General features: G+C 55.6%; 20 protein-coding genes. 9 read left to right on the plus strand and 11 right to left on the minus strand.

The features are described from left to right. Positions 1–123 precede the first annotated feature (123 nt). The 3 genes from ABD796_RS24770 to ABD796_RS24780 are packed head-to-tail and all read right to left on the minus strand — an operon-like array spanning position 124 to position 5,145. Positions 124–1,719 (minus strand): response regulator transcription factor, encoded by a 1,596-nt coding sequence (locus ABD796_RS24770; RefSeq protein ID WP_344913026.1) that lies wholly within the window; start codon positions 1,717–1,719, stop codon positions 124–126. Then, the gene (locus ABD796_RS24775; protein ID WP_344913028.1) at positions 1,716–3,578 is read right to left on the minus strand and encodes a cache domain-containing sensor histidine kinase; all 1,863 of its coding nucleotides are present in this window, start codon (positions 3,576–3,578) and stop codon (positions 1,716–1,718) included. The genes ABD796_RS24770 and ABD796_RS24775 overlap by 4 nt, the downstream gene beginning before the upstream one ends. Before the next feature lie 49 nt (positions 3,579–3,627). Next, positions 3,628–5,145: an extracellular solute-binding protein gene (locus tag ABD796_RS24780; RefSeq protein WP_379121039.1), complete on the minus strand. Its 1,518-nt coding sequence runs from the start codon at positions 5,143–5,145 to the stop codon at positions 3,628–3,630. A 255-nt stretch (positions 5,146–5,400) separates the two neighbouring features. On the opposite strand from ABD796_RS24780, the gene ABD796_RS24785 reads away from it, so the two are divergent. From ABD796_RS24785 to ABD796_RS24795, 3 genes are all read left to right on the plus strand, one after another. Next, positions 5,401–5,658 carry a YqkE family protein gene (locus ABD796_RS24785; RefSeq protein ID WP_344913032.1) on the plus strand — a complete coding sequence of 86 codons (258 nt, stop codon included), beginning with the start codon at positions 5,401–5,403 and terminating at the stop codon, positions 5,656–5,658. Between the two features lie 135 nt (positions 5,659–5,793). Further along, a complete protein-coding gene (locus ABD796_RS24790; protein ID WP_344913034.1) occupies positions 5,794–6,015 on the plus strand; it encodes a hypothetical protein in 222 nt (73 codons plus the stop codon). Next, positions 6,012–6,617 (plus strand): ABC transporter substrate-binding protein, encoded by a 606-nt coding sequence (locus ABD796_RS24795; protein ID WP_344913037.1) that lies wholly within the window; start codon positions 6,012–6,014, stop codon positions 6,615–6,617. Before ABD796_RS24790 ends, ABD796_RS24795 begins: the two co-directional genes overlap by 4 nt. 94 nt (positions 6,618–6,711) lie before the next feature. Here ABD796_RS24795 and ABD796_RS24800 read toward each other — a convergent pair whose 3' ends face one another. Genes ABD796_RS24800 through ABD796_RS24810 form a run of 3 tightly spaced genes read right to left on the minus strand, consistent with a single transcriptional unit; the run spans position 6,712 to position 10,172 of the window. After that, positions 6,712–8,256, minus strand: a complete 1,545-nt coding sequence (locus ABD796_RS24800; protein WP_344913039.1) for an extracellular solute-binding protein — start codon at positions 8,254–8,256, stop codon at positions 6,712–6,714. Positions 8,257–8,314: 58 nt separating this feature from the next. Continuing rightward, positions 8,315–9,181 carry a carbohydrate ABC transporter permease gene (locus tag ABD796_RS24805; RefSeq protein WP_344913041.1) on the minus strand — a complete coding sequence of 289 codons (867 nt, stop codon included), beginning with the start codon at positions 9,179–9,181 and terminating at the stop codon, positions 8,315–8,317. A gap of 19 nt (positions 9,182–9,200) precedes the next feature. Continuing rightward, complete coding sequence (locus tag ABD796_RS24810; RefSeq protein WP_379121046.1) at positions 9,201–10,172, minus strand: ABC transporter permease; 972 nt, start codon at positions 10,170–10,172, stop codon at positions 9,201–9,203. A 288-nt stretch (positions 10,173–10,460) separates the two neighbouring features. Between ABD796_RS24810 and ABD796_RS24815 the strand changes: the two genes are divergently transcribed. The 3 genes from ABD796_RS24815 (at position 10,461) to ABD796_RS24825 (ending at position 15,079) form a co-directional block, all read left to right on the plus strand. Next, on the plus strand, positions 10,461–12,725 hold the full coding sequence (locus ABD796_RS24815; protein WP_344913043.1) for a helix-turn-helix domain-containing protein: 2,265 nt from the start codon (positions 10,461–10,463) through the stop codon (positions 12,723–12,725). A gap of 169 nt (positions 12,726–12,894) precedes the next feature. Then, positions 12,895–14,199, plus strand: coding sequence for an MFS transporter (locus ABD796_RS24820; protein WP_344913045.1), 1,305 nt, complete (start codon positions 12,895–12,897; stop codon positions 14,197–14,199). Positions 14,200–14,296: 97 nt separating this feature from the next. After that, positions 14,297–15,079 (plus strand): ABC transporter ATP-binding protein, encoded by a 783-nt coding sequence (locus ABD796_RS24825; RefSeq protein WP_344913047.1) that lies wholly within the window; start codon positions 14,297–14,299, stop codon positions 15,077–15,079. Between the two features lie 98 nt (positions 15,080–15,177). Here the strand turns inward: ABD796_RS24825 and ABD796_RS24830 are convergent, their stop codons facing one another. From ABD796_RS24830 to ABD796_RS24845, 4 genes are all read right to left on the minus strand, one after another. Further along, positions 15,178–15,864: a rhamnogalacturonan acetylesterase gene (locus ABD796_RS24830; RefSeq protein ID WP_344913049.1), complete on the minus strand. Its 687-nt coding sequence runs from the start codon at positions 15,862–15,864 to the stop codon at positions 15,178–15,180. Between the two features lie 63 nt (positions 15,865–15,927). Continuing rightward, the gene (locus tag ABD796_RS24835) at positions 15,928–16,905 is read right to left on the minus strand and encodes a LacI family DNA-binding transcriptional regulator (RefSeq protein ID WP_344913051.1); all 978 of its coding nucleotides are present in this window, start codon (positions 16,903–16,905) and stop codon (positions 15,928–15,930) included. 177 nt (positions 16,906–17,082) lie between these two features. Further along, positions 17,083–18,930: an ATP-binding cassette domain-containing protein gene (locus tag ABD796_RS24840; protein WP_344913053.1), complete on the minus strand. Its 1,848-nt coding sequence runs from the start codon at positions 18,928–18,930 to the stop codon at positions 17,083–17,085. Beyond that, positions 18,921–19,769, minus strand: a complete 849-nt coding sequence (locus tag ABD796_RS24845; protein WP_344913055.1) for an ATP-binding cassette domain-containing protein — start codon at positions 19,767–19,769, stop codon at positions 18,921–18,923. The genes ABD796_RS24840 and ABD796_RS24845 overlap by 10 nt, the downstream gene beginning before the upstream one ends. Before the next feature lie 131 nt (positions 19,770–19,900). On the opposite strand from ABD796_RS24845, the gene ABD796_RS24850 reads away from it, so the two are divergent. From ABD796_RS24850 to ABD796_RS24860, 3 genes are all read left to right on the plus strand, one after another. Beyond that, complete coding sequence (locus ABD796_RS24850; RefSeq protein WP_344913057.1) at positions 19,901–20,464, plus strand: biotin transporter BioY; 564 nt, start codon at positions 19,901–19,903, stop codon at positions 20,462–20,464. A gap of 148 nt (positions 20,465–20,612) precedes the next feature. After that, entirely contained in the window at positions 20,613–21,353 is a 741-nt protein-coding gene (locus ABD796_RS24855; RefSeq protein ID WP_344913059.1) for an MBL fold metallo-hydrolase, read from the plus strand. A 2-nt stretch (positions 21,354–21,355) separates the two neighbouring features. After that, positions 21,356–21,958: a TetR/AcrR family transcriptional regulator gene (locus ABD796_RS24860; protein WP_344913061.1), complete on the plus strand. Its 603-nt coding sequence runs from the start codon at positions 21,356–21,358 to the stop codon at positions 21,956–21,958. Between the two features lie 96 nt (positions 21,959–22,054). Here ABD796_RS24860 and ABD796_RS24865 read toward each other — a convergent pair whose 3' ends face one another. Beyond that, the gene (locus ABD796_RS24865) at positions 22,055–22,474 is read right to left on the minus strand and encodes a DUF4395 domain-containing protein (RefSeq protein ID WP_344913063.1); all 420 of its coding nucleotides are present in this window, start codon (positions 22,472–22,474) and stop codon (positions 22,055–22,057) included. Between the last annotated feature and the right edge of the window lie 78 nt (positions 22,475–22,552).

The raw sequence follows: 22,552 nt of genomic DNA on the forward strand, positions 1-22,552 counted from the left end.
GTCTGCAAGATGGGCTCTGCCGGCAACGCCAGAAAGGGCCCGAAGCGGAAACGCTTCGTTGCCCTGTGCGAATGGATAGGCTTATATAGATGTGACGTGTCGGACGTTAAGACAGCACGGCCCTCAAGGTCTGACCTCTCCCGGCGTCACGCCCCAATATTTACGAAATACGCGGGTAAAATAGCTGCCGTCATGATAACCGACCATCGCCGCCGCCTCGCTGATCTTCGCCCCGTCCAGCAAAGCCGATTTGGCCCGCTCCATCTTGCGCTCGATGACGTAGGCGGAGAACGATTTGCCCGTCTCCTGCTTAAACAGGCGGCTCAAGTAGGAGGAATTGACGTACAGCCGATCGGCCACCTGATGAAGCGAAATTTCCTGGTCCATCTCTTCTTCCACGATGCCGAGCAACTGCTTGACGATCTGATGGCTGACGGACATGCGCTGCTTCTGCACGTAGACGGCAGACCGCCTCACTACGCGGATCAGCATCGCGTGAATATGCTCCTTGTGCCCGAGCGCCTGCGGGTTGAGGAAATGCGCGAAGTCGTCGCCGGCCAGCTCCTTGAACGGCCATCCTTGCTTCTGCATGATGCGGATCAGCAGAGCGCCGAAGAACATCACATTCTCCTGCACGTCGTCCACCGACTCGGCCGCCATAATGCCGCTAAGTGCCCATAACTGCTCCAGCGTTTCCGCCGCCTTCGCCTCATCGCCCGTCTGCAGGGCGATCTCCAACGCTTTCTCCAGATTGGGCTCGGCGGGGAGAAGCGGTCGGTTGCCCGGTTCCTCACGGAACGGAATGGCGATATTGCCGCCGTAGACGATCCGGTTTTGCAGCGCGCGGAGCGCCTGCCGGTACAGCTCGGGCACTTCCTCCCGGTTGCCGGTCGTCCGGCAGATGCCGCCGCTTGCGGTCAGCTTCAGACACTCCTTAACCGTCGATAGAAGCCGGGCGACGTCGGTATTAACCTGAAGCATGACGGCATCCGCATTATGCCCTTCCGGAGCCTTAAAAATAAGCGCTGTAGGTCCTCCCGGATCGGAACAGACGAAGCAGTCCGGCAGCGTCTCCTTGGCGATGCCGCTCAGTGCGAATTGCAGCACGGGCATGTCCTGCTGCGTAAATCGCGTCTCCTCCTCCGGCACCGGGTCCATGTCGACCGTGACGACGGCGTAGCGGGCATCACGCTCCAGCTCGAGCTGTACGTCTTGGCTGCGGCGGGTGATTTCCCATTCCACGAACTTGCCGTTCAACCAATTGACGAAGAAGCTGTTTTGCAGGCTGGGCAAATTGTGGCGCCACTTCTCCTGCAGCACGTCTTGGCTATGCTTCAGCTCCAATTCCCGGCGCAGCTGCTCCGCCGCCTGCAGCACGGCCTCCACGATCTCTTCGTCGCCTGCCGGCTTCAGCAAATATTTGGACACCCCGAATTCGAGCGCCTTCTGGGCATAAGCGAAATTGTCGTGTCCGCTTAAGATGATGGTCTTGGTCATTGCTCCCTGCTCCCGCACCTTGCGCGCGACGGTAAGCCCGTCGACGCCGGGGATCTGAATATCGAGCAGCAGCAGGTCGGGCTTCTTGCGCTCGATCAGCTCCAGAGCGTCAAGCCCGTCATGGGCGATGCCTACGATCTCGATGCCGTGCTGCTCCCAGGGTAGATTATTGACCAAGCTGTTGCACAGCCGGACTTCGTCTTCCACGATAAGCAAATTCATGCTGTTGGCTCCCCCCTTCCTTGTTCGGTCTCCTGCTCCTCCCTCTCCGGGGTTAGCTGGAACATTTCCTTGCACCGGTCGAGCGGCAGGCCGACCGTGATGGTCGTGCCTTCCCCATGCACGCTGTCTATTTCCAGACGAGCCCGCTTGCCGTAAACCATCCGAATGCGCGAAGCGACGTTGCGTAGCCCGTACAAATCTTTGGCATTTTCCCAAGGCGGCATGGACAGCCCCCGCTTTTCAGGCACGAACACGCTCCCCAACTCGCCGCGGATGTAGGCCAGCCGTTCGGCCGTCATGCCGGCTCCGTTATCCATAATGGTCATGCAGAGGAACCCGTCCTCCAACTGTGTGCGAACGACCAGCTCTCCTCCGCGGTTCCGCTGCTCCAGGCCGTGCAGAATGGCGTTTTCCACGAACGGCTGCAGCAGCAGCTTCATGATCGGCACCGTCTTGCTCTCCTCCTGGATGTCGTAGGAAACGGAAAATTTGTCCAAAAACCGCAATTGCTGCACGCGCACGTAATAATGCAAATGCGCCACCGTTTCTTCGACCGTAAACGTGTCGGTCCCTTTATTGAGGCTAAGTCGGAAAAAGCGCGACAAATTCAGCACCATCTCGCTGATTTCATCCGCCTCATAGTTTTTGGCCGCCCAATAGATCGAGTCCAGCGTATTGTACAAAAAATGCGGATTGATTTGCGTCTGCAAAAATTTCAGCTCGGTCACCGCCAGCCGGAGCTGCTGCTCGTAGCCGTGTTCGATCAAATGCTTCTGATCGTAAATCATCTGATTGAACGCCTGGGTCAAATACCCGAGCTCGTCCTGACGGTTATTCTCCAACCTTACGTTAAAATTGCCGCTACCCGCGCGTTTCATCCCTTGCATCAGCTTTTGTACGGGCGAGGCGATCCCGCTGTACACCGCCCATGAGATCCAGAGGGCGAGCAGCACGCTGATTCCGATGATGACGTACGTGTACAGCTGCATCTGTTCCGACTTTGCGTACACCTCGGATTGCGGCTGCATGAGCATCAGCGACCATTTGTAATACTTGGACTTGACTTCGACGGTAAACGTGTCTTTGTCCGCCATCCGTTTGGCCAGCTTGTCGGCATCCATCTCTCCGGTGCCGGTAATCGGCTTCCGGTCGTTCGTCATCAGTACGATCTGCGCGTTGTCTGATGGAAGCAGCGAGCGGATCAGCCCGAGCAGCCGTGATTTGCTTAGCGTCACCACGAGCAGATTCGGCTGCCGGTCCATATTGTTCAAGTCCATGGCGCGCACGAGCGAAATGCCGTCTACCCCGGTCAAGGTCCCGAACGTCTGTCCGTCCGGCGTCGGCTCGTCGGGCATCGTATACATGATGCCGCTGCCTCCGAAACGGGCGAGAAGCCTCAGCCAATCATGCTGCCGGGCATCCGTGAGCCGCTTGCTTCCGGTTGCCGTCGACAAAATCATATTGGAGCGGGAGTGAAAGATCGATACCTGCGAAACCATATGGTTGATGGACGTCATATTAGACAATTGCTTCAGCAGATCGGCGAAATTCACGACTGCCTGCGGGGTCAAATCCGATCCGGATTGCTCCAGCAGCCTCAGCACCCCGCTATCGGTAGCGATGAGCGTCGATATTTCCTCGACGTTCTGCAGCGTCAAGTCGATATAATCCATCGAAGAGGTCAGCGCGGCCTCGGTCCGTTCGGTCGTTTGCTCCAGCAGCATACGGCGGGATTGAAAGTTGGAGAACAGGCTGACCGCGACAAGCGGCAGCAAAATAAATAAAAAATATACGGTCAGCCGCAGCTGAATATTTTGTTGATACTGTTGAATCAACCAACGGAGCGGGCGTATCGTCACAACCTCCGTTTCTGCTTGGAATGCGGTACGGTGCGCTACGGTGCGGCGTCTACGGTGCCGAAGCGTGGTACCAGTCGTTCACTTCGCGCGTAATCTCGTCCCCGCCTTCGTGTCTCCACCTCTCGACGTAATGGTCGAACTCGTCCAGCGGGTATACGCCGACTACGATTTTCATCAAGACGTCCTTCAAACCGGAAAGCTTCATCATATATTTGCCCATAGCGGGCGTCGGCAGACCTGTAAACCGATCGGGAATAAGATTTTTCTCGATGCGCTGCAAATTGTCGTATAGGTGGAAATGTTCTCCAAGCGAATCCAGCCGCTGTTTATCCAGCTCCGGCTCCACCACGTCGACGAGTGCGCTGTAGATGCCGCGATATTGGTGCTTGAGATGCTCGGCGAAGTCGGTAACCATCTTCCCGTTATTCATTGTCCATATCTCGTTCTCAAACCCGAGCTTCAAGTTGCTGTGGCCTTCCCCGGCAATGAAATTGAGCATACGAATGACGCTGGCGGCATTCGGACTGCCCGCCGGCACGACCTCCATCGCGCGAATCGGGGATGTGGCGTATACGCCTTTGCGGCCGTTCGGCCCTGTCGGAAATTCCAGAGGGATCCACTCCGCCTTCGGATCTCGCTGCTTGTTCAGTTCGATCGGACCGCGCGTGTCGTACCAGGTTGCGGAGAATAGCCCGACCCGGCCGGATACGATCTTCTCCTCCAGATTCCGGCTGCGGTTCAACGGGAACTCCGGATCTATCAGCCCCTCTGCGTACAGCTTGCGGAGAAAACCCAGCGCTTCCTTCGTCTCCGGCAGTGTGTTGGAGTAAACAAGCTTTCCGTCGCGCTCCAGCCACTGATCCAACTGGGTGCCGAAAGCTCCGAAGAACGGGGCGCTCCTGCCCAAATTTTCGGTCAACAACAACCCGATCGTGTTGTCCTTGCCGTCCCCGTCGGGATCGTTCAGAGCAAAGGCGCGTATGACCTCATAGTACTCGTCGAGCGTCTGCGGCGGCTTCAAGCCGAGCCGGTCCAGCCAATCTTTGCGCGCATACATCAGCTCGATGCCCTTGACCTCGTTCATGCTCGGCACGGCATAGATTCGCCCGTTGTAGGTGACCTTGTCCCAGGCTTCTTTAGGGATTTTCTTGCGCAGCTCCGGGCCGTACTGGTCGATCAGATCCTCCAGCGCCTCAAGCTTGCCCTGCCGGGCGTAGTTGGCTACCCACACTTCGTCCACCGCATGGAGCATATCCGGCAAATTGCCGGAGGACATAATGATGCTCAGCTTCTCTTCATAGCTTTCGACCGGCGGCAAAATCACATTGATATCCAGATTCGTATTTTTCTCGATATAATCCAGATACGGATTGTCGTTCTCATTGAAGCCGGGCGGAAAAGTTGTTCCAATTCCACTAGTTACGATGGAAATTTTCACCTTTTTTGTTTCCTTCAGCCCGCCGGCACTTCCCCCCGATAGAAATAAGGCCCATATGACTGCGGCTGCGATGGCCGCAACCGCCACGATGGCCGGGGCGATGAGTCTTTTTTTGGTCATTTTCCCCATCCGCGTCTTCCTTTCCGTCCGCCCGATGAGCCGGCGCGGACTTACGCGATACCCCCTGGAGTAGCAAACGCTTACAGATCCTGCTGCAAATATTTTATCATCCCGCGCGCAAAAAAGATACTTGCCTTCCTCTCCGCGGCCGGGCAGCCGACTCCGGCAAAACATTCGCAAAACTGGTATAATAAAAAAAGATTGTACACTTTAACACAGTTAAACTTTCTGTATAATTGGAAAAACAAAACGAGGTGAACCCTTTTGGCTAAATCGAGAAGACCCGTACCTCCGGCTGCCGCTTCCGCCGACAAGCCGGCTACGCTGAAAGATTTGCTCAACCCCGCCATTGTGGAAAAACTGAAGGCGACCGGCGACGAGCTGAAGGCCATCGAGGAGAAGCGCAAAGAGGATATTCGCAAGCGCGAGGAAGAAGCGCGCAAGGCCGAGCAGAAGAGGCTGGACAACGACTTCGGACATTTACTGGAGAAAAGCGGCATGGACTGGCGCAAGTTCAAATGACAGAGCCGGTACCGCGCTGATCACTCGCTTCCTAATATAGGCGTTTAGCGTTGACCTTGCATCGGTTGGAAAATGCCGTTCGTTTCGTGCGGCATTTTTTGCCATGCGCACACAAATTCTCAAACCGTCAAGCATTTGAGCGGAGAAACGACGATCGTCGGCGTACCGCATAAGATCGCCGTGCTGGATTACCGGCTGGCCGATTCGCTGCTGGCGCTTGGCACTCCCCCTTACGCCATGACTACATATCTTGGAGACAAAAAACTGCCCTACATCGACGGGAAGCCATTGGACTCCGCGGTACCTCTCGGAGATACCCCAACCTGGAGGCGCTGCTGCAGTCGGGACCGGACTTGATTATCGCCCGTCGGTCCGAAGAGAAAATATACGACCAGCTCAGCAAAATCGCGCCGACCGTCATCATGGACATTCTCCCCGATTGGCGGGCCGGCCTGCGCGAGCTAGGCTCGATTTTGCAGCGGGAAAACGAAGCCGACCGCTGGCTTGCCGACTACGACAAGAAAACGGCCAAAGCGCGCGAAGAGATCGCGCGTACGGTAAAGCCCGGCGAGACGTTCCTGTACTTGCGCATCATGCCAAAGGAAATCCGCGTGCATGGTACCCAGGAACTGTTCGGCGCGACGCTGTTCCAGGACCTCAAGCTGACGCCGGTAACCGGATTGGATAAAGTAAAGCGGATCGAACCGATCTCGCTGGAGATGCTGCCCCAGTACGACGCCGATCACATCTTCGTGCAAGTGGGCTCACCGGTGGCCGGCGGGGACAAGGAAGCCGAGAAAAACTTGGCTGTCATCGCGGAAACGTCCATTTGGAAAGGGCTAAAAGCGGTCAAAAACAACCGGGTCTATACGATGCCGCACTGGATAATCAGCGATTACCCGTTCATTAAAAGCAAATCCGTCGATCTGGTCGTGGTGAAGCTAAAAAGAAAGCCTTAGCTTTTGTCGAAAAATCACACGTCCCATTATCACCAAAGCCCGGCGAAATTCTCGCCGGGCTCTGCCTTTTCCTTCTCCGCAGCATTCGCCGCGCTTATTTCAGACTTGTTTTTGCCGCACGCTCGAAAGCGATTTTGTACGTATCCATGACTTTTTGCAGACCCAGCTTCTTCGCTTCGTCGATATATTTGTCCCAATCGTTCAAGCTTCTTTCGCCGAGAATGAACTTGGTGATGTTTTCCTCCCGGTGCTTGTCGATGGCCAGCCCCGTCGTGGAGATCACTTCTTGCTCCTTCTCGTTGAAGCTCGCTCTCGGACGGAACACGTCGTCGTATTTCCGCGCTTCCGGATAGGCGGCCTGCAGCTCCGGCGACGCAAGCGACAAGTGAGCGTCGAAGTCGATCCACGTATACACGCCGTTTGTCGCGAGACCCGTCTTTTTACGCATATCGGAAACGTCGATGAATTTATCCTTGATGATCTGCTTCTTGCCATTGACGACCGTATACGTCTCGCCTTCCTTGCCCCAGCTGGCGATATTGCGGCCTTCATCAGAGTAGTAGAAGTCGATATATTTCATGACGTTTTTAATATTTTTGGATTTGGACGAGACCGTCAAGCCGGATTCGACGAATTGCGTGTACGCATTCAATTGCTTGCCCCCGGGCAGACCCGCAGGCGGAGCCATGAAAGCCATGTTGAATTTCGGATTGTCTTTGCGCAGCGCCAGATTGAAGAAGTCGATCCGGCTGATGTAGTCGAACGTGATGAAGCCGCGGTTGGTGGACATAATATCCTGCCATTGCTTCGTATCGATCGTCAGCCAATCCGGCGGAATGAGCCCTTCTTTGTAAAACTTGTTCAAGTATTCGATAGCTTTTTTATAATTGTCGCTGATCGGCCCGTACTTCAGCTCGTTGTTCTCGTAGTAATAGCCTTGATGGGTGGAGAAATTGGCCGACAAGTTCAACAACATGCCGAGCGAAGGACCATTGCGGAAAGCGAGCGGATAGCTGTTAGGGTACAGCTCCTTGAGCTTTTTCAGAACCGTGTACAGCTCGTCGTACGTTTTGGGCGGCGTTAAGCCTTTATCCTTAAACACGTCTTCTCGGTACAGCCAGATCATGCGGTTTGTCTCGCCGAACCCTTCGTTCGGGAATTTGTACATTTTACCGTCGGCTGCAATCGCCGATTTAGAGATTTCCGGATATTTCTCCATCCACTTCTTAAAGTTCGGCATATCGTTTATATAGTCGAGAATGTTGACCAAAGCGCCCTGCTGACCGAATTTGTTGGCCACCTGATCACTGAGCATGAACATCATGTCCGGCATATTGCCGGATGCGATAGCGAGGTTGACCGCTTCGTCCAGCTTACCGGACGGTACCTGCATATCGATCGTGACCCCGGTTTTCTCCTCAAGGAGCTTCCAGATGAGCCAATCCTTATTGTACGGCCAGCTAGCATGTGATTCCGTCAACATAGAGAACGTTTGTTTCACCGGTGCGGCCGGTGTTCCGGACGCGCCTGTCCCGGGCGTTCCGGAGCTGCCGGAAGGCGCCTTGGTGCCTGACGAACACCCCGCGACCATAGCTAGCGACAACCCGAGAGTCGTAAAGAGTGACAGCCCTTTTCTCATGTTCATCTCTCCTCTTGTTCATTATAACCCATTGTTCACTTGCCGAGGCCTCTATCGTTCAGCCCTTCACCGCACCGATCATGGCTCCTTTAACGAAATGCTTCTGGAGCATCGGATACAGCAAGAGAATGGGTAACGTGGATACGATAATGGTCGCGAACTTCAGCGACTCTTCTACGATCAGACTGTCTCCCCCGACGCTGGTCACGTCCCCGGAATTCACCTGACCGGCGAGCACGATGTTGCGCAGGATGACCTGGAGCGGGAACAAGTCGGGATTGCGCAAATACAGTAGCGGATAATAAAAGTTGTTCCATAAAGCTACGGCATAGAATAGCCCGATGGTGGCAAATACCGCCTTGGACAGCGGAGCGACAATCCGGAAGAAGATGCCCAGATCCGTCAAGCCGTCCATCTTGCCCGATTCCTCAACCTCCACGGGAATGCCCCAGAAAAACGTCCGCATAATAAGCAGGTTCCAGGTGCTGACCGCTCCGGGAAGCACCATGGCCCAAACCGTGTCCATCAGTCCCATGCTTTTGACGACGAGAAAGGTCGGAATCATGCCTCCGCTAAAAAACATCGTGAAGATCACCATCAAGGTAAACCCTTTATGAAACATCATTTCTTTTTTGGACAACGCGTACGCGCCGAGCGAAGTGACAAGAAGGGCGATGGCCGTGCCGAGCGTTACATAAATAATGGTGTTCATATAGCCGGTCGCGATGCGCGGATCTTTCAGCACTAGTTTGTACATATCCAGATTCCAGCCCTTCGGCCAGATCGAGATTTCACCCTTCATGACGTAGATGTCTTTGCTGAGCGAAACGGCCAGCATGTGAAGGAACGGGTACAACGTTGCGACAACGACTAACAGCAAGATGATCACATTAACGATGGAAAACAGGCTGAACCGTTTTTTCATGGAATCGCGCTCCCCCCTTCTACCAGAGACTCGTTTCGCTCAGCTTGCGGCTGATCGCATTGGTGGTCAGTATGAAGATCAGACTGACGACGCCGGTGAACAGATCGATAGCCGAGGCGTAACTGAAATTGCCTTCCATCAGACCTACCCGGTATACATAGGTACTTATGATGTCAGCGGTTTCATAAGTGGCCGGATTGTACATTAGGAACACTTTCTCGAAGCCAATCTCCAGCACCTTGCCCACGTTCAGTATCAGCAATATGACGATGGCCGGAGCGATACCCGGAATCGTAACGTGAATAAGCTTCTTCCACCGGCTCGCTCCGTCGATCTCGGCGGCTTCGTACAGCATCGGATCGATCGCGGTAAGCGCGGCCAAGTAAATGATCGTTTCCCAGCCGATATGCTGCCATATTTCCGACACGACATAGATGGAGCGGAACAGACCGGGTTTGACCATAAAATTGATCGGTTCGAATCCGAGCCATTCGATAATGTGGTTGATCGTGCCCGAGCTAGGCGACAGGAACATGACAACCATACTCGCCACGACTACATTGGATATGAAATGCGGCAAATAACTGACGGTCTGCACAAACCGTTTGAACACCGCATTTTTCAGCTCGTTGAGCAGCAAGGCCAAAGCGAGCGGCGCCGGAAAGCCAAACACGAGCTTATAGAAGCCGAGCAGTATCGTATTGCGCAGCAGCTTGAAGAAATCGGGATTTTCAAAAAACATCCGGTAATACTTCAAGCCGACCCAACTGCTTTCCCATATTCCTTTGTAAAGATTGTAGTTTTTAAACGAAACCACGATCCCGAACATCGGCAAATATTTGAACAAAATATAGTAAATCAAGCAGGGTAAAAACATGAGCAGCAAATATTTGCTTTTATTGAATTTGTTTGCGAAGCCGCGTTTTGCCCCTGCATCCGCTTTCGACGCCGCAACCGCCGCAGGCGATCTTGCGGTTTCCGTTTGAGCCATCGGATCCTCCCCCTAAACCAGACTGTCGCGCTTTTTCACGTATGCGCTTTCTTTTTGGCGAGCCGTTCGTTTTGCACGTCCGGTATCGCTTGTGTGGCCTATCATAGCAAGAAGCTGTCGGCGATTCCTATGGTCAATTTTTCGAGCGGTCTACCTCCGTACGAAAATCGATAAAAGTGCGTATCGGTTAAAGAAGTGAATACTGTCAATCCTTTCTGCGGGGTTCCAAACCGATTCAAGCTGGTGGTATAATAACTTCACTACTGTCCGGTCAGGAGGGGCTGCGATATGGGGAAATTTCATCAACTTCGGCAAAATGCAAACTCCCTGTTCATGAAGCTGCTGTTCAGCTTTATGGCGATCATCGTGCTGCTGATCTCCTTTAACTTTTTGTCGTACACCTTTTTCCGCAACAATGTGACCAATGAGATATTGCGCTATAACAATCTGAATCTAGACAAAACTGTAAGCGATTACGAAAAGCATCTGTCGCTAATCCGCAAGGTCGCCTTCAGCATCTATTTCAGTTCGGAAGTCGATGTGCTGAGAATCAACTCGCCGCGTATTCAATATGAAGTCGCCGGGCAAATCCGCCAAAATATCCGCAATATGCTGGGCAACGACAATTTATATTTGAACAACATTATTTTGTACTTTCGCGAAACCGGTTTCATAATCGAAAAGGAAGGAACGACACTGGCGGAGTCGATGTTCTCCAAGTTTTACCGGAGCCCTGCATACAGCTATGACTTCTGGAAGGAAGAATTTAATCAACCTTATTCCTATAAGGCTTACCCGGCCAGCAGCTTTACCGACGTGTCCTGGGAAAACTGGACGTCCAAGGGTTATATGATCCCCTATGTGATCAAGGACAATGCGAACGCCAAACTGATGATTATCGCCATGCTGGACGCCAACAGTATGTTCACGGCGTTCCATCAGTCGATCAACCGCAATTTTCTGGTGCTGAACGAACAGGGCGAAACGCTGTTCTCCTCCGTCGATCCGAATCAGAAGATAACGCTGGACCAGCTTACCGGCGGAAAAGGCCATCTGAAGGTCGGCACGGATTATTACTTTTACTCCAAAGGCCCGAGCGGAAACACCTATATCAATATTGTGCCGAATGCGGGTATTTCTTCGCAGATCATCAAACTGAACGTCATCCTGGTATCGCTGCTGGTGCTCGCCATCGTGATCAGCATCGGCGCTTCGATTCTGTTCAGCATCCGCATGAACAATCCGTTGAAAAAAATCGTGCAGACGATTCAAGAGCTGAATCAGAGCCCGACCGCTCCGAACAACAACGGATCCATCAAGGAGTTTGCCCTGATCGGCGACAGGCTCACGAACCTGCTGCAAACGAATCGGATCATCCATGAGGATTTGCGGCAAAAAAACTCGCAGCTGCAATATTACGCCTATACGAACAAGCTGAAGATGATCCGCACCGGCGGTCTGGACTGGAAAGAGCCGATTGTTTCCGAGAAGCCGTTCGTCTTGATCGTATTCGACATTACGTTCCGGCAGCGGTATTTTGAAAACATGGAAACAGACTCGGATTTTGCCGCTTATTTTCTGAAGGAATATATTTCCACCGCGCTCTCGCATAAGTATCAGGAAACGACCGTGTTTCAGATGGAGAAAAACCAGATCGTGGCTCTGGTGTTCCCCCAAGCCGAGGAGCCGGCCATCACCGATAGTTTGCGCGAGATGAAGCAAATATTCGACCGCGACCAGCATTATTGCTTCCTGACGATCGCCGTCAGCCCCGTCTATCCCGATTCCTCGCGTTTCACCCAGGCGTACGAGCAGGCTACCAGTAAGCTCAAGCAGCGCTCGCTGGGGGAAGATACGCAAATTATCGCCGATGAGCGGAAGCAATCGGCAACGTTTCAAGCCTTCACATTAATGGAGGAGCAGGAGTTTCACGCCAATTTGCATGCCGGCAATGGTCCCGCAGTCGTACAACAGACGCTCCGCATGCTGTGCACCTTAAACAAAAAGCAGGCGTCGGCGCAGGATTTCGCCGATTTTTCCAAGCATGTACTGAATAAAGTGCTGTGTACGCTCGCAGCCCTTCAGCTCGAGGGCCGCTTAGCCAAAGATAATGAAGCGCCGCAAACGCTGCTGGCCGACTGTCATACGCTGGCGCAATACGAGTCGTTCTGGACCGGCTTTCTGGGAGAAGCGACAGGCTGGATCAAACAAAAGAAAGAAGCCCGCGATCCGATCACGAGCTTCGTATTCGATTATTTGGATACTCACTACGGGGATGATCTTTCTCTGGAGCTACTGGCCGACAAGCTGAACATTACGGGCGCTTATTTGTCCACCTACTTCAAAGATAAGACGGGGATGAACTTCAGCGATTACTTGAACGGGATGAGGGTCAATATCGCCAAAGACATGCTGCAAAACTCCAACTTGAAAATCCAGGACGTAGCCGTGCAAGTCGGTTATCAGAACGTGAACTCGTTCATTCGCATGTTCAAGCGGTACGCGGGCTTACCGCCCGGCGAATTCCGCAAAACCGCCCAACAGGACGGATGAACAACCTCCTTTCTTTTAAGATTTTTGTAATTTTTTAGAATTCACATTTTTGTATATATCCTCCTGCCCCAGAGCACCTTATGAGATGTTGACCGGCCCTCCGGAAACGGTACTTACGGGATGACCGATTCCCGCCATCTTCTTCTCAACTAAAGCGAGGTTTGTGGGCATGAACGCCAGCGAGTCAGCTTCTTCCAAGACAAGGGACCTGCTATCCATCGCCTCGGTCCCGCTCATTATGACGCTCGGCAACTCCATGTTCATTCCGGTGCTGCCGAACATTCAAGCCAAGCTCGGGTTAACGTCGCTGCAGACGAGCTTCATCATTACCGCATACGCGATTACGGCCATTCTGCTGATTCCGGTAGCGGGCTTGTTGTCCGACCGGTACGGTCGCAAGAAGGTCATGATCCCCAGTCTGATCATTACCGCCGTAGGAGGCTTGATTTGCGGCTTCGCCGCCCTGTTCTCCGCGCAAGCTGCATACATCTTTATTTTGCTTGGCCGCTTCGTACAGGGGATCGGCGCTTCCGGAGCGTTCCCGATCGTTTTGCCTCTGGTAGGGGATCTGTTCCGCGACGACAAGGAGATCAGCAAAGGGCTCGGCTTGATCGAGACGGCCAATACGTTCGGCAAGGTGCTCAGCCCCGTGCTTGGTTCGGCGCTGGCGTTATGGGCGTGGTATATCCCTTTCTTCTCCATTCCTTTGTTATGCGCGGTATCGCTAGTCCTGCTGCTCGTCTTCTTGAACGTGCCGAAGGCGGAAGGCAAGCCCCCGGGCTGGAGCTCTCTCATCCGTCCGGTGATAAAGACGCTGAAGGAGGAGAAACGCTGGCTGGTGCCGATCTTCATCTCCGGCGGTATTCTCATGTTCGTCTTGTTCGGTTTTCTGTTCCATCTGTCTTCCTTGCTCGAGGAACGCTTCGCAATCGATGGCATCGTGAAGGGGCTGCTGCTCGCCATACCTTTGCTTGGTTTGTGCTTGGCCTCTTACGCTACGGGCAAGCTTGCCGGCAGCAATAAGACAGTCAAGAAAGTATTGGCCGTCGTCGGTCTCGCCGCGGGCACGGCCGCCATGCTGGCCGTCGCTTGGATCGTTCCGTATACCGTCGTCGTCTGGCTCGCCTTGTTTTCGGCTGCCGGTATCGGATTTGGGATTGCCTTGCCCGTACTGGACGCCCTTATTACCGAAGGGATCGACAAAAGCCAACGCGGCGCCGTCACTTCGCTATATAGCAGCATGCGCTTCATCGGCGTAGCCGCCGGCCCTCCGGTTACCGCGCTGCTGGCCGCCGCCGGGCATGCCGCCATTTTCTATACGTATGCCGCGCTGTGTGCCGTCTCCGCCGTCGTCGTCTGGGTATGGATCAAGCCAAAACAGCGCTCCGGAACGAAGGAGGAGCGCAAGGACGAGCCTAAGGACGAGAAAGAAGCCTGGTTCGGACCGGGAGGCAGGGCGCGCGCCAAAACGTAACCTTTCCGTTTAGCGGCGCAAGCGTAGGACTAAGCGCCAGAATATGATACAATCGAGCTTATTATATCCTCATACAAGCTTGTAAGGAGTGGGATACATGAGTCTCGTTGTAGACGTAAACGGCGTTACCTGGAACCGTGACGGCAAGACGCTGCTTCACGGCATCGACTGGCAAGTAAACTCCGGCGAGCACTGGGCGATCCTCGGCCTGAACGGATCGGGCAAAACGACCCTGCTCAATATGATCACCGGCTACATTTGGCCTACGGAAGGGCATGTCAGCGTGCTCGGCCATCGTTACGGAACGGTTGATTTGCGCGAGCTGCGCAAATCGATCGGTTGGGTGAGCTCCTCGCTGCAGGAGCGGCTGCATATGAACGACAAGACGCAGGATGTCGTTCTGAGCGGCAAGCACGCCACCATCGGGCTGTACGACAAAGCCGACGCAGGGGACGCCGACCGCGTGGCGCAATTGATGAAGCAGCTTGGCGTAACGCATTTGTACAACCGGCATTATCATTCCTGTTCGCAGGGTGAAAAGCAAAAGGTACTGATTGCACGGGCGCTAATGGCTTCACCGAAGCTGCTCATTTTGGATGAGCCGTGCAACGGGTTGGACGTCTTCTCCCGCGAGCAACTGCTTGCCAGCATCCAGGAGCTTGTCGCCAGCCCCGACGCGCCGAACCTCATCTATGTCACGCACCATATTGAAGAAATTATACCGGCGTTTACGAAAGCGCTGCTGATCCGCGCCGGTCAAGTATACCGTTCGGGTCCGACGCAGGAAGTGCTGACCGGAGCGTACTTGAGCGAATTTTTCCAATCGCCGGTCGAAGTGGAATGGCGGTATGACCGGGCATGGCTAAGGGTCATCTCGTAAAGTCTCTAAGCAAAGAAGCCTCCCGCCAACCGGGAGGCTTCTTCTTCGTTTGGCTAGAGTCCGTCACACGACGGACATTCATGCGAGAATTTGCGAATTCATGAGACAGCGTCCGGTTTGAAATGCGCGGCCAGCCCAAGTCCCGCCTCGCGAATACCCTCCGCCACGAGACGAGCTATCCGGCGAGCCCCTTCCTCATTGAAATGCGTATTGTCCCTCGAGCCTGCCGGATAGTTCGGCTCGGCCCCGGGCTCCAGCCAGCAGAGCAGCTTTTTGGAAGCCTCGTCGCCAAGCGCCTCGAACAGCTTGCGGCTTTTGAGCCTCAGATCGATAACCGGAACTCCCTCTTCCCGGCCGAGATGAAGCACGGCATCCGGATAGTCGCCATGCGTTTCGGCGAGTGTGCCCTCGTCCGTGAATACGCGCCTTTCGACTGGCGTGAGCAGCACCGGAAACGCCCCGCGGGAGCGGGCCGCATCGATATACCGCCGCAAATAAGCCGGGTAGGTGCCGTTCGGGGTCGTATGACGGGCTTCGTCCGGCTTCTCGTCGTTGTGTCCGAATTGAATCATTAAATAGTCCCCCGGTCCGATCTGTTCCTCGATGGGGGCCAGACGCCCTTCATCGATAAAGCTCTTAGAGCTGCGCCCCCCCATCGCTTCGTTGCGGATCGTCACATGATCCTGGAACAACTCGCCTATCATTTGCCCCCATCCGGCCATCGGAGCTTTGTCAGCCTTATAGTGGGAAACGGTCGAATCTCCGGCCAAATAAACGGTTGTCATCGTCAATCCCCTCTTGTTTAATATAATCAGATCCTCAGTCCGGGGTACGGCAAATTCGGTCCGCTAATCCCGAACGTAGAGCGGACGCGTCGACCCTCTCTGGATCAAGCTGGTCTGCACGACCTCTTCAATCCGTTTGGCGTCCTCGACACGCTCCCTTGCGATGATATCCCATGCTTTAACGGCCAACTCCTGAATGGAGGGACCTACTGTCGTAAACGCAATTTCGAACGCTTCCATTTCGGGCGTGTCGTCGTAAACCACTACCGACATATCGTCCGGAATCTTCACATCGCATTTTCGAAAAATACGCATAAGGCGGAACAAACACAGCTGGGAATCGATCACAATCGCAGTCGGGCGATTTTCCATCCGGAGCAGCCGTTCCGCCTCCTGCTCGAATGCGTCGTCGTAATAGCCGAGGAGGTACTCCGGACGATAATCGCACTTGCATTCGGCAATACCTTCCATGAAGCTGGACAGTTTCTCCTTGTTTTGAAGCACGCCGGCGTACGCGATCTTGCGGTGTCCCAACCCGCTCAGGTGGTGGACCGCCTTGAGGAGCGCGCCTCTTCGGTCGATCGACAACCAATGGGTTCCTTCCAACTCCGGCCCGCCCATCGTCAGCACCTCGCCCCGGAAGCGCTCTCTTTCCGCCGTGAAAGCAGCTGACACGGACGGATACGAATTCCAGAATATCACGTGGTCCACTCCAAATTGATTGAACGCTTGCATCGCCTCCGCCGGACTATCCGTAATTTGCACGACCCGGTACCCCCGCTTGACTCCTTCTTGCTGAAGCCGGACGCTCATGTTGTAGAAAAAGAGACCTTCCTTGGGCGGCCAGATGAGTCCAATGAAGTTGGTATTGTGCCGAACCAGCTTTTTCGCCGCCAGGTTGGGCACGTAGTTCATCTGCCGGGCTATGGTCTGGATTTTTTCCCGCATGGCGGCGCTCACACGAGAATCATCGTTCAACGCGCGGGAAACGGTCGAATGATTAACGCCTGCCGCTCTTGCGATGTCTTTAATTGTAATCACGCCAACATCCCCTTAAGCTATCTTGAATCGAATATAACAAACGTGTGTATCTATTTCAATATATAATCCATTAACTCCTAAAATAAAACAAAAACAATCGTGTGCATAACACATGATTAATAGCCCCTCCTCGCCTCTTTCTCGACGGGCGAAGAGGGGCTTGGCCGACTTCTTGCCTCATTCCCCCCGAACAACCAGCAGCGCGGCCAATACCGCGCAGCCTATCGCTACCACCGCCCAGTCGCGTCCTCTCATCCGCAGCGCGACGGACGACGTACGACGAAGTCCCGTGCCGGTATAGCCGCGTGCGATCAAAGCCAGCGATAAATCGTTGGCTAATTGCAGCAACGACATCATCAGCGGAAGGAGCATCGCCGGCACGTCGCGCAGTCGCATGGCGCCGCTGGCGCGCACCCGCTTGCCGCGAGATTTGGCAATCCGGTTGAAGCGGTCCGCTTCCCGCCGCAGCACCGGAATGAAGCGCAGCAGCAGCGAGCCCGTCAGCGATATCGCCTCCACGGGGAAGCGGATGCGCGCCAGCGGGGACAGCACCCGCTCGATGCCACGCTTCATCGCAAACGGCGTCGTCGTGGCCGACAAAACGATGCCGCCTATCATGGCGCAGACGATTTTCAGCCACTCGAATAAAGTCGACGCTACCGCGGGGAAAGAAACGATGACGGCGCCGATCCTGAATCCCGCGCTCACCTCGTCTCCATATTCCCCACCCTCTCCGAAGCCGATACCCGAAATGACGGCCGATATCGCCATGAACCAGAGAAAGGGCCGCAGTAGAGAAAACGTGGAACGCCACGGTACCTGGCACCAGAACGCCAGCAGGACGGTCAGCAGAATGCCTCCGGCAAGCCCCGGCCAACTGCGCTGGGCCAATAGGCCGAAGGATAAGGCTGCATAAAACAGCCATTTGGCCCGCGGATCGAGAAGCAGCACCCAGCGGTTCCCTTTGGCGGAAGCACCGATACGCCGTTGTTTCCCTTTGGGTTGCGCGCTTGAAGCGCCGCTTGACGGCACCCCCGCAGGCGCTCCAAGCGCTAAGGATTGCCCCGGCTCGCGGAGAACTTCGGGACCGCAATCGGGTTCAGGTTCCGGGGCATTGGAGTGTGCCCCTCTGCGATTCGGTCCCGAACCGTCGACGACAGCCGAGGCGGTTACATGCTCCGCTCCGGTTGTTCCTGGGAGCCGTCCGGCCAGCCTTTCCGCAGCCTCCTGCGGGCTCGGAAACGATGTCGGCGCCCCCTTCCCTGACATCCCCAACCGACTTGCAAGCGCCGCACAAAGCGGAATGTCGATGCCCGCCCTTTCCCACAGCTCAGGGCGAACGGCCAATTGCGAAGCGGGGACGTCAAAAGCGATCTCCCCGTCCCGCAAGGCGATGACCCGGTCGGCAATCGGCAGCAGCAGGTCCAGGTCGTGCGTAGCCATGACGATGCCCCCGCCGGCGGCAGCTTTGCGCTCAAGCAAGTAGGCCGTCAGCCGTTCGGACGCCTCCGGGTCCAGGCCGGCCGTGGGCTCGTCCAGCAGCAGCCACTCCGGCTCCGTGGCGAACGTCGATGCCAGCGCGACGCGACGCTTCTGGCCGCCGCTCAGCAGCAGCGGCGATTGTTCCCTCAGCCTCTTGTCCAGACTCATCTCGCGCATCGCACGCTCCGTTCTGCGTGTGACCTCTATCTTCGACAACTTCAGGTAGCGTAAGGAATAGTCGAACTCCCCTTGCACGGAACGGGCGAACAGCTGTGCTTCGGGATATTGGAACACTTGTCCCAGCCGTTCCGCACCCGACTGACGGGAACGGCTGACCGGGAGTAGTGGTAGCCCGTCCACCTCGACGCCGCCTTCGAACGGCACGAGTCCGCCGATGGCGTCCAGCAGCGTCGATTTGCCCGAGCCGTTGCGCCCTACGAGCAAAGTGATGTCGCCGTTGCCGAACGTACAGGAAATGCCGTTCAACAGCGGCTTGTCGGCGTCTCCCGCCTTTACGCTCAGCCGTTTCACCATTATCGGCATAACGAATCCACCGCTTCCAGCAGCTGATCGGGATGGAGCGGCAGCGTGCGCAGCGGCACGCCCGAGCGGACCAGCCGATGGGCCACTTCGACCGGATACGGCAACCTGAAGCCGAGCGTCCGGCAAGGACAAGGAAGCAGCTCGCCGTCTTCGTCCACAGACTCCCCCGGACGGAAATCGCCATACAGAAATTGTTCCGGCGTACCGTCGAAGACGAGCCGCCCTCCGTCAAGCGCAATAACCCGGTCGGCATAACCGATCTCGTCCATCGCTTGAGTGCTCCATACGACGGTCGTTCCGCCTTCATGCAACCGGCATACCGCTTCGAGCACATTCCGCTTCGACGCCGGATCGAGCATCGCCGTCGGCTCGTCCAGCAGCAAAGCGCGCGCTCCCGTAACAATCGCTCCCGCTACGCTCAACAGCTGCTTTTGGCCTCCTGACAAGTTTTCCACCGGCTCGTCCGGCGCAACGTTTAGTCCTACGGAGGCCAAAGCCGTCCGTGCTCGTTCAGGCATTTCCTCCGCCGGCACCGCCGCATTTTCCAAGCCAAAGCAGACGTCCTCATACACCGTTTCCCCGACAAGCTGAGCATCCGGATTCTGGAACACCATGCCTATGGACCGGCCCGAGCCGCCGACGGCAAGCTCGCCTCCACGCAGCGGAACAAGCCCGCCCAGCACGCGGAGCAGCGTGCTTTTGCCGCTTCCGTTACGACCTATCACGGCCACGAATTCGCCTTCGCGGATCGTCAGAACGAGCCGCTTCAGCACCGCTTCCGCCTCGTCGCCGCTCGCAGCCGCCAAGTCGGCGTCCTTCAACGTCCATATGGGAACCATTACGGTCGTCCCCTTCCCTGCCAATTGTTCACCAAAAATAATGAATCTAGGTTGACACTTCGCGTTTAATCCTGTAACTTCGATTATGGTATCATATTGAATCGCTTTTACGGAAGAGAGGAACAATAAAGATGGCATCATCCCGTCCGCTATTTACCGTCAAAGGTATCGTTTTCAGCGCCCTGTTCGGCGCCCTTACGGTAGCCATGAGCTTTGTGCACATTCGTCTCGGCATATCCCCCGTGCCAATTACGCTGGAGAACTTGGCCATTATGATGGCTGGCGCTGTGCTCGGTGCTTTTTACGGCTTTTTCAGCATAGGCGTCGTCGTGCTGTTCCTTGCACTCGGGCTTCCGCTGCTGCACGGACAAGGCGGGCTCGGCCTGCTGCTCGGTCCGACGGGCGGCTTTATTTGGATGTTTCCCGTCAGTGCGCTGCTGATCGGATGGGGCGTCAGCAAAATCAAAGGAAACGGCTGGGCGTCCTACGTTGCCGTCTTTCTCGTTATCGAGCTGTTCGGCTCGCTCCTATTGTATGTGACCGGCGTCCCATGGCTCGCTCACAAACTGAATAAGTCATTCGCCTACGCCATGAGCGTCGGCTGCTATCCGTTCTTGATTGGAGATGCGCTCAAGGCGGTTGCGGCCACGCTGATCGTCATGCCGGTCCGGCGCATGTTTCCGAAGATGAGGTAGCCACTGGCTTCCGGGAAAAAGGTCCGGAGAGAAACAACCTCCGGGCCTCCGTTTCAAAAAAGTTAAGCATTGCCGCTTGCAAAAACTAATATTATTAGTTATTATATAACTAACGACATTAGTAAACTAACAAAGCGAGGTGCCGAATATGAAATTAACCCAAGCGGGAACCTTATATCAGCTGGCTTTTATGCCCCGGTTGTTTCCGGTTAATTGTTATATGGTAGAAGAAGAAGAAGAGAGCTTGACCCTGATCGATGCGGCTATGCCGTTCAGCGCCAAAGCGATCGCGGAGACCGCCCGCCGCATCGGCAAGCCGATTGCCCGAATCGTCCTGACGCATGCCCATAGCGATCATATCGGCGCGTTGGACACGTTGAAGCAGATGCTGCCGGAGGCGACCGTCTATATCTCCGCCCGCGACGCGCGGCTGCTCGCCGGAGACGTCACGCTCGATCCCGGGGAGTACACGTCGCCGATCAAAGGGGGCGTTCCCAAGCCGGGACAGATCCGGACAAAGCCGGACGTGCTGCTTCACGATGGCGATCGGATCGGCTCCCTGCTTGCGGTGGCGACGCCCGGGCATACGCCGGGATCGATGTCTTTTGTGGACACGCGCAACCAATCCCTTGTTGTCGGAGATGCGATTCAGGTAAGGGGCGGCGCAGCCGTGTCAGGGCAGTTGAAGCCGCTGTTTCCGTTCCCGGCCTTGGCCACCTGGAGCAAGCATACCGCGCTGGACAGCGTACGCAAGCTTGCCGAACTCCAACCGTCGCTTGTCGCCGCCGGACATGGACGCATGCTGACCGCTCCGCTGGATACGCTTCGTCGGATCATCGGAGAAGCCGAAGCCGCCATGGGGCCGGCTTCCGCCGAAAGGAGGGCGTAACCATGTCGCCACGAATCGGGCTCGACCTGCCCGCCGTCATTCGCGCTGCAACGGAGATCGCCGATACCCATGGCATCGAAAGTCTGACGCTGGCCAGCCTGGCCAAGAAGCTGAACATCCGTACCCCTTCGTTGTACAATCATGTGGACGGTCTGCCGGGTCTGCGCAACAAGCTCGCCGCGCACGGTCTGGAGCTACTGTACGAGAAGCTCACCCTCGCCGCGGTCGGCCGCTCCGGCGACGAAGCCATCCGTGCCTTCGCCGACACTTATCTGGAATTTGCCCGCGCCCACCCCGGGGTGTACGAGCTTACGCTCGGAGCCCCCGGTCCCGATGCCGCCGAAGTGGCGGAAACCGGCAAAAAGCTGGTCGATTTGCTGATGCGTCTGATGGAGAGCTACGGCTTGACCCATCTGCAATCGATTCACGTCATCCGCGGTCTGCGCAGCGTCCTGCACGGCTTTGCCTCGCTGGAACAGAGGGGCGGCTTCGGCCTTCCCATCGATCTCGACGTCAGCTACCGGCTGCTCGTCGATACGTTTGTGGCAGGCATCCCCGCCGTCCGCAACGGAAAGATAACGGTGGAAGAACAGGGCGAGCAATAGACGCCCGCTTCGCCAGGACGTCAAAGCAAAGCCGCCCTATGGAAGCCCGCACCGGTTAAGACGGTCGACTTTCCATAGGGCGGCCTTTCATTTCGCTCAGGACCATTTCCTCCGGTATCTCAGCCATTGGTAACGGATAAAGCAACCGACGCAGAAACCGCATATCGCCACAGTAGCGGCCAGCGCCACCATAGCGGAGAAAATGTAGGCTACGGCCGGCCAGTCAAATGCATAACCGATCAAAGCGAGCAGCAGGAAGCAGGTCGCCAACAGTTGGTTGAACTTCTGGTCCGTCCTTTCCTCCGGAATATAAGCCGAAGGCGGTTTGCGCAAAAACAGCCGGGCGAGCCGCATGATCGGGTTGAAATCGAACGTAACGCCCATCGCCCCGGCCAGCAGCGGAATGGCCAGCAGCCAATAAAAACCGGTCAGCCACGTCAGGACGACCGCAGCGACGATCGTCCACTGGTTTGTCCTCACCAGCGGCCGCGGTATCGAATCCGGAATATGCCCCATCTACAATTCCCTCTTTTCCCGTAGGATTATATATAAATGAAGTATACCTCTTCGCTCTCCTTCTGGGAATGCCCAGCT

The organism is Paenibacillus hodogayensis, assembly GCF_039536325.1.
GTDB lineage: Bacteria > Bacillota > Bacilli > Paenibacillales > NBRC-103111 > Paenibacillus_AB > Paenibacillus_AB hodogayensis.

Coding starts and splice junctions, on each gene's coding strand:
- ABD796_RS24780 (WP_379121039.1), bottom strand. CDS start 5,145: ATGGGGAAAATGACCAAAAAAAGACTCATCGCCCCGGCCATCGTGGCG.
- ABD796_RS24855 (WP_344913059.1), top strand. CDS start 20,613: ATGAAATTAACCCAAGCGGGAACCTTATATCAGCTGGCTTTTATGCCC.
- ABD796_RS24815 (WP_344913043.1), top strand. CDS start 10,461: ATGGGGAAATTTCATCAACTTCGGCAAAATGCAAACTCCCTGTTCATG.
- ABD796_RS24825 (WP_344913047.1), top strand. CDS start 14,297: ATGAGTCTCGTTGTAGACGTAAACGGCGTTACCTGGAACCGTGACGGC.
- ABD796_RS24845 (WP_344913055.1), bottom strand. CDS start 19,769: ATGGTTCCCATATGGACGTTGAAGGACGCCGACTTGGCGGCTGCGAGC.
- ABD796_RS24850 (WP_344913057.1), top strand. CDS start 19,901: ATGGCATCATCCCGTCCGCTATTTACCGTCAAAGGTATCGTTTTCAGC.
- ABD796_RS24830 (WP_344913049.1), bottom strand. CDS start 15,864: ATGACAACCGTTTATTTGGCCGGAGATTCGACCGTTTCCCACTATAAG.
- ABD796_RS24840 (WP_344913053.1), bottom strand. CDS start 18,930: ATGCCGATAATGGTGAAACGGCTGAGCGTAAAGGCGGGAGACGCCGAC.
- ABD796_RS24820 (WP_344913045.1), top strand. CDS start 12,895: ATGAACGCCAGCGAGTCAGCTTCTTCCAAGACAAGGGACCTGCTATCC.
- ABD796_RS24805 (WP_344913041.1), bottom strand. CDS start 9,181: ATGAAAAAACGGTTCAGCCTGTTTTCCATCGTTAATGTGATCATCTTG.
- ABD796_RS24770 (WP_344913026.1), bottom strand. CDS start 1,719: ATGAATTTGCTTATCGTGGAAGACGAAGTCCGGCTGTGCAACAGCTTG.
- ABD796_RS24865 (WP_344913063.1), bottom strand. CDS start 22,474: ATGGGGCATATTCCGGATTCGATACCGCGGCCGCTGGTGAGGACAAAC.
- ABD796_RS24860 (WP_344913061.1), top strand. CDS start 21,356: ATGTCGCCACGAATCGGGCTCGACCTGCCCGCCGTCATTCGCGCTGCA.
- ABD796_RS24800 (WP_344913039.1), bottom strand. CDS start 8,256: ATGAGAAAAGGGCTGTCACTCTTTACGACTCTCGGGTTGTCGCTAGCT.
- ABD796_RS24810 (WP_379121046.1), bottom strand. CDS start 10,172: ATGGCTCAAACGGAAACCGCAAGATCGCCTGCGGCGGTTGCGGCGTCG.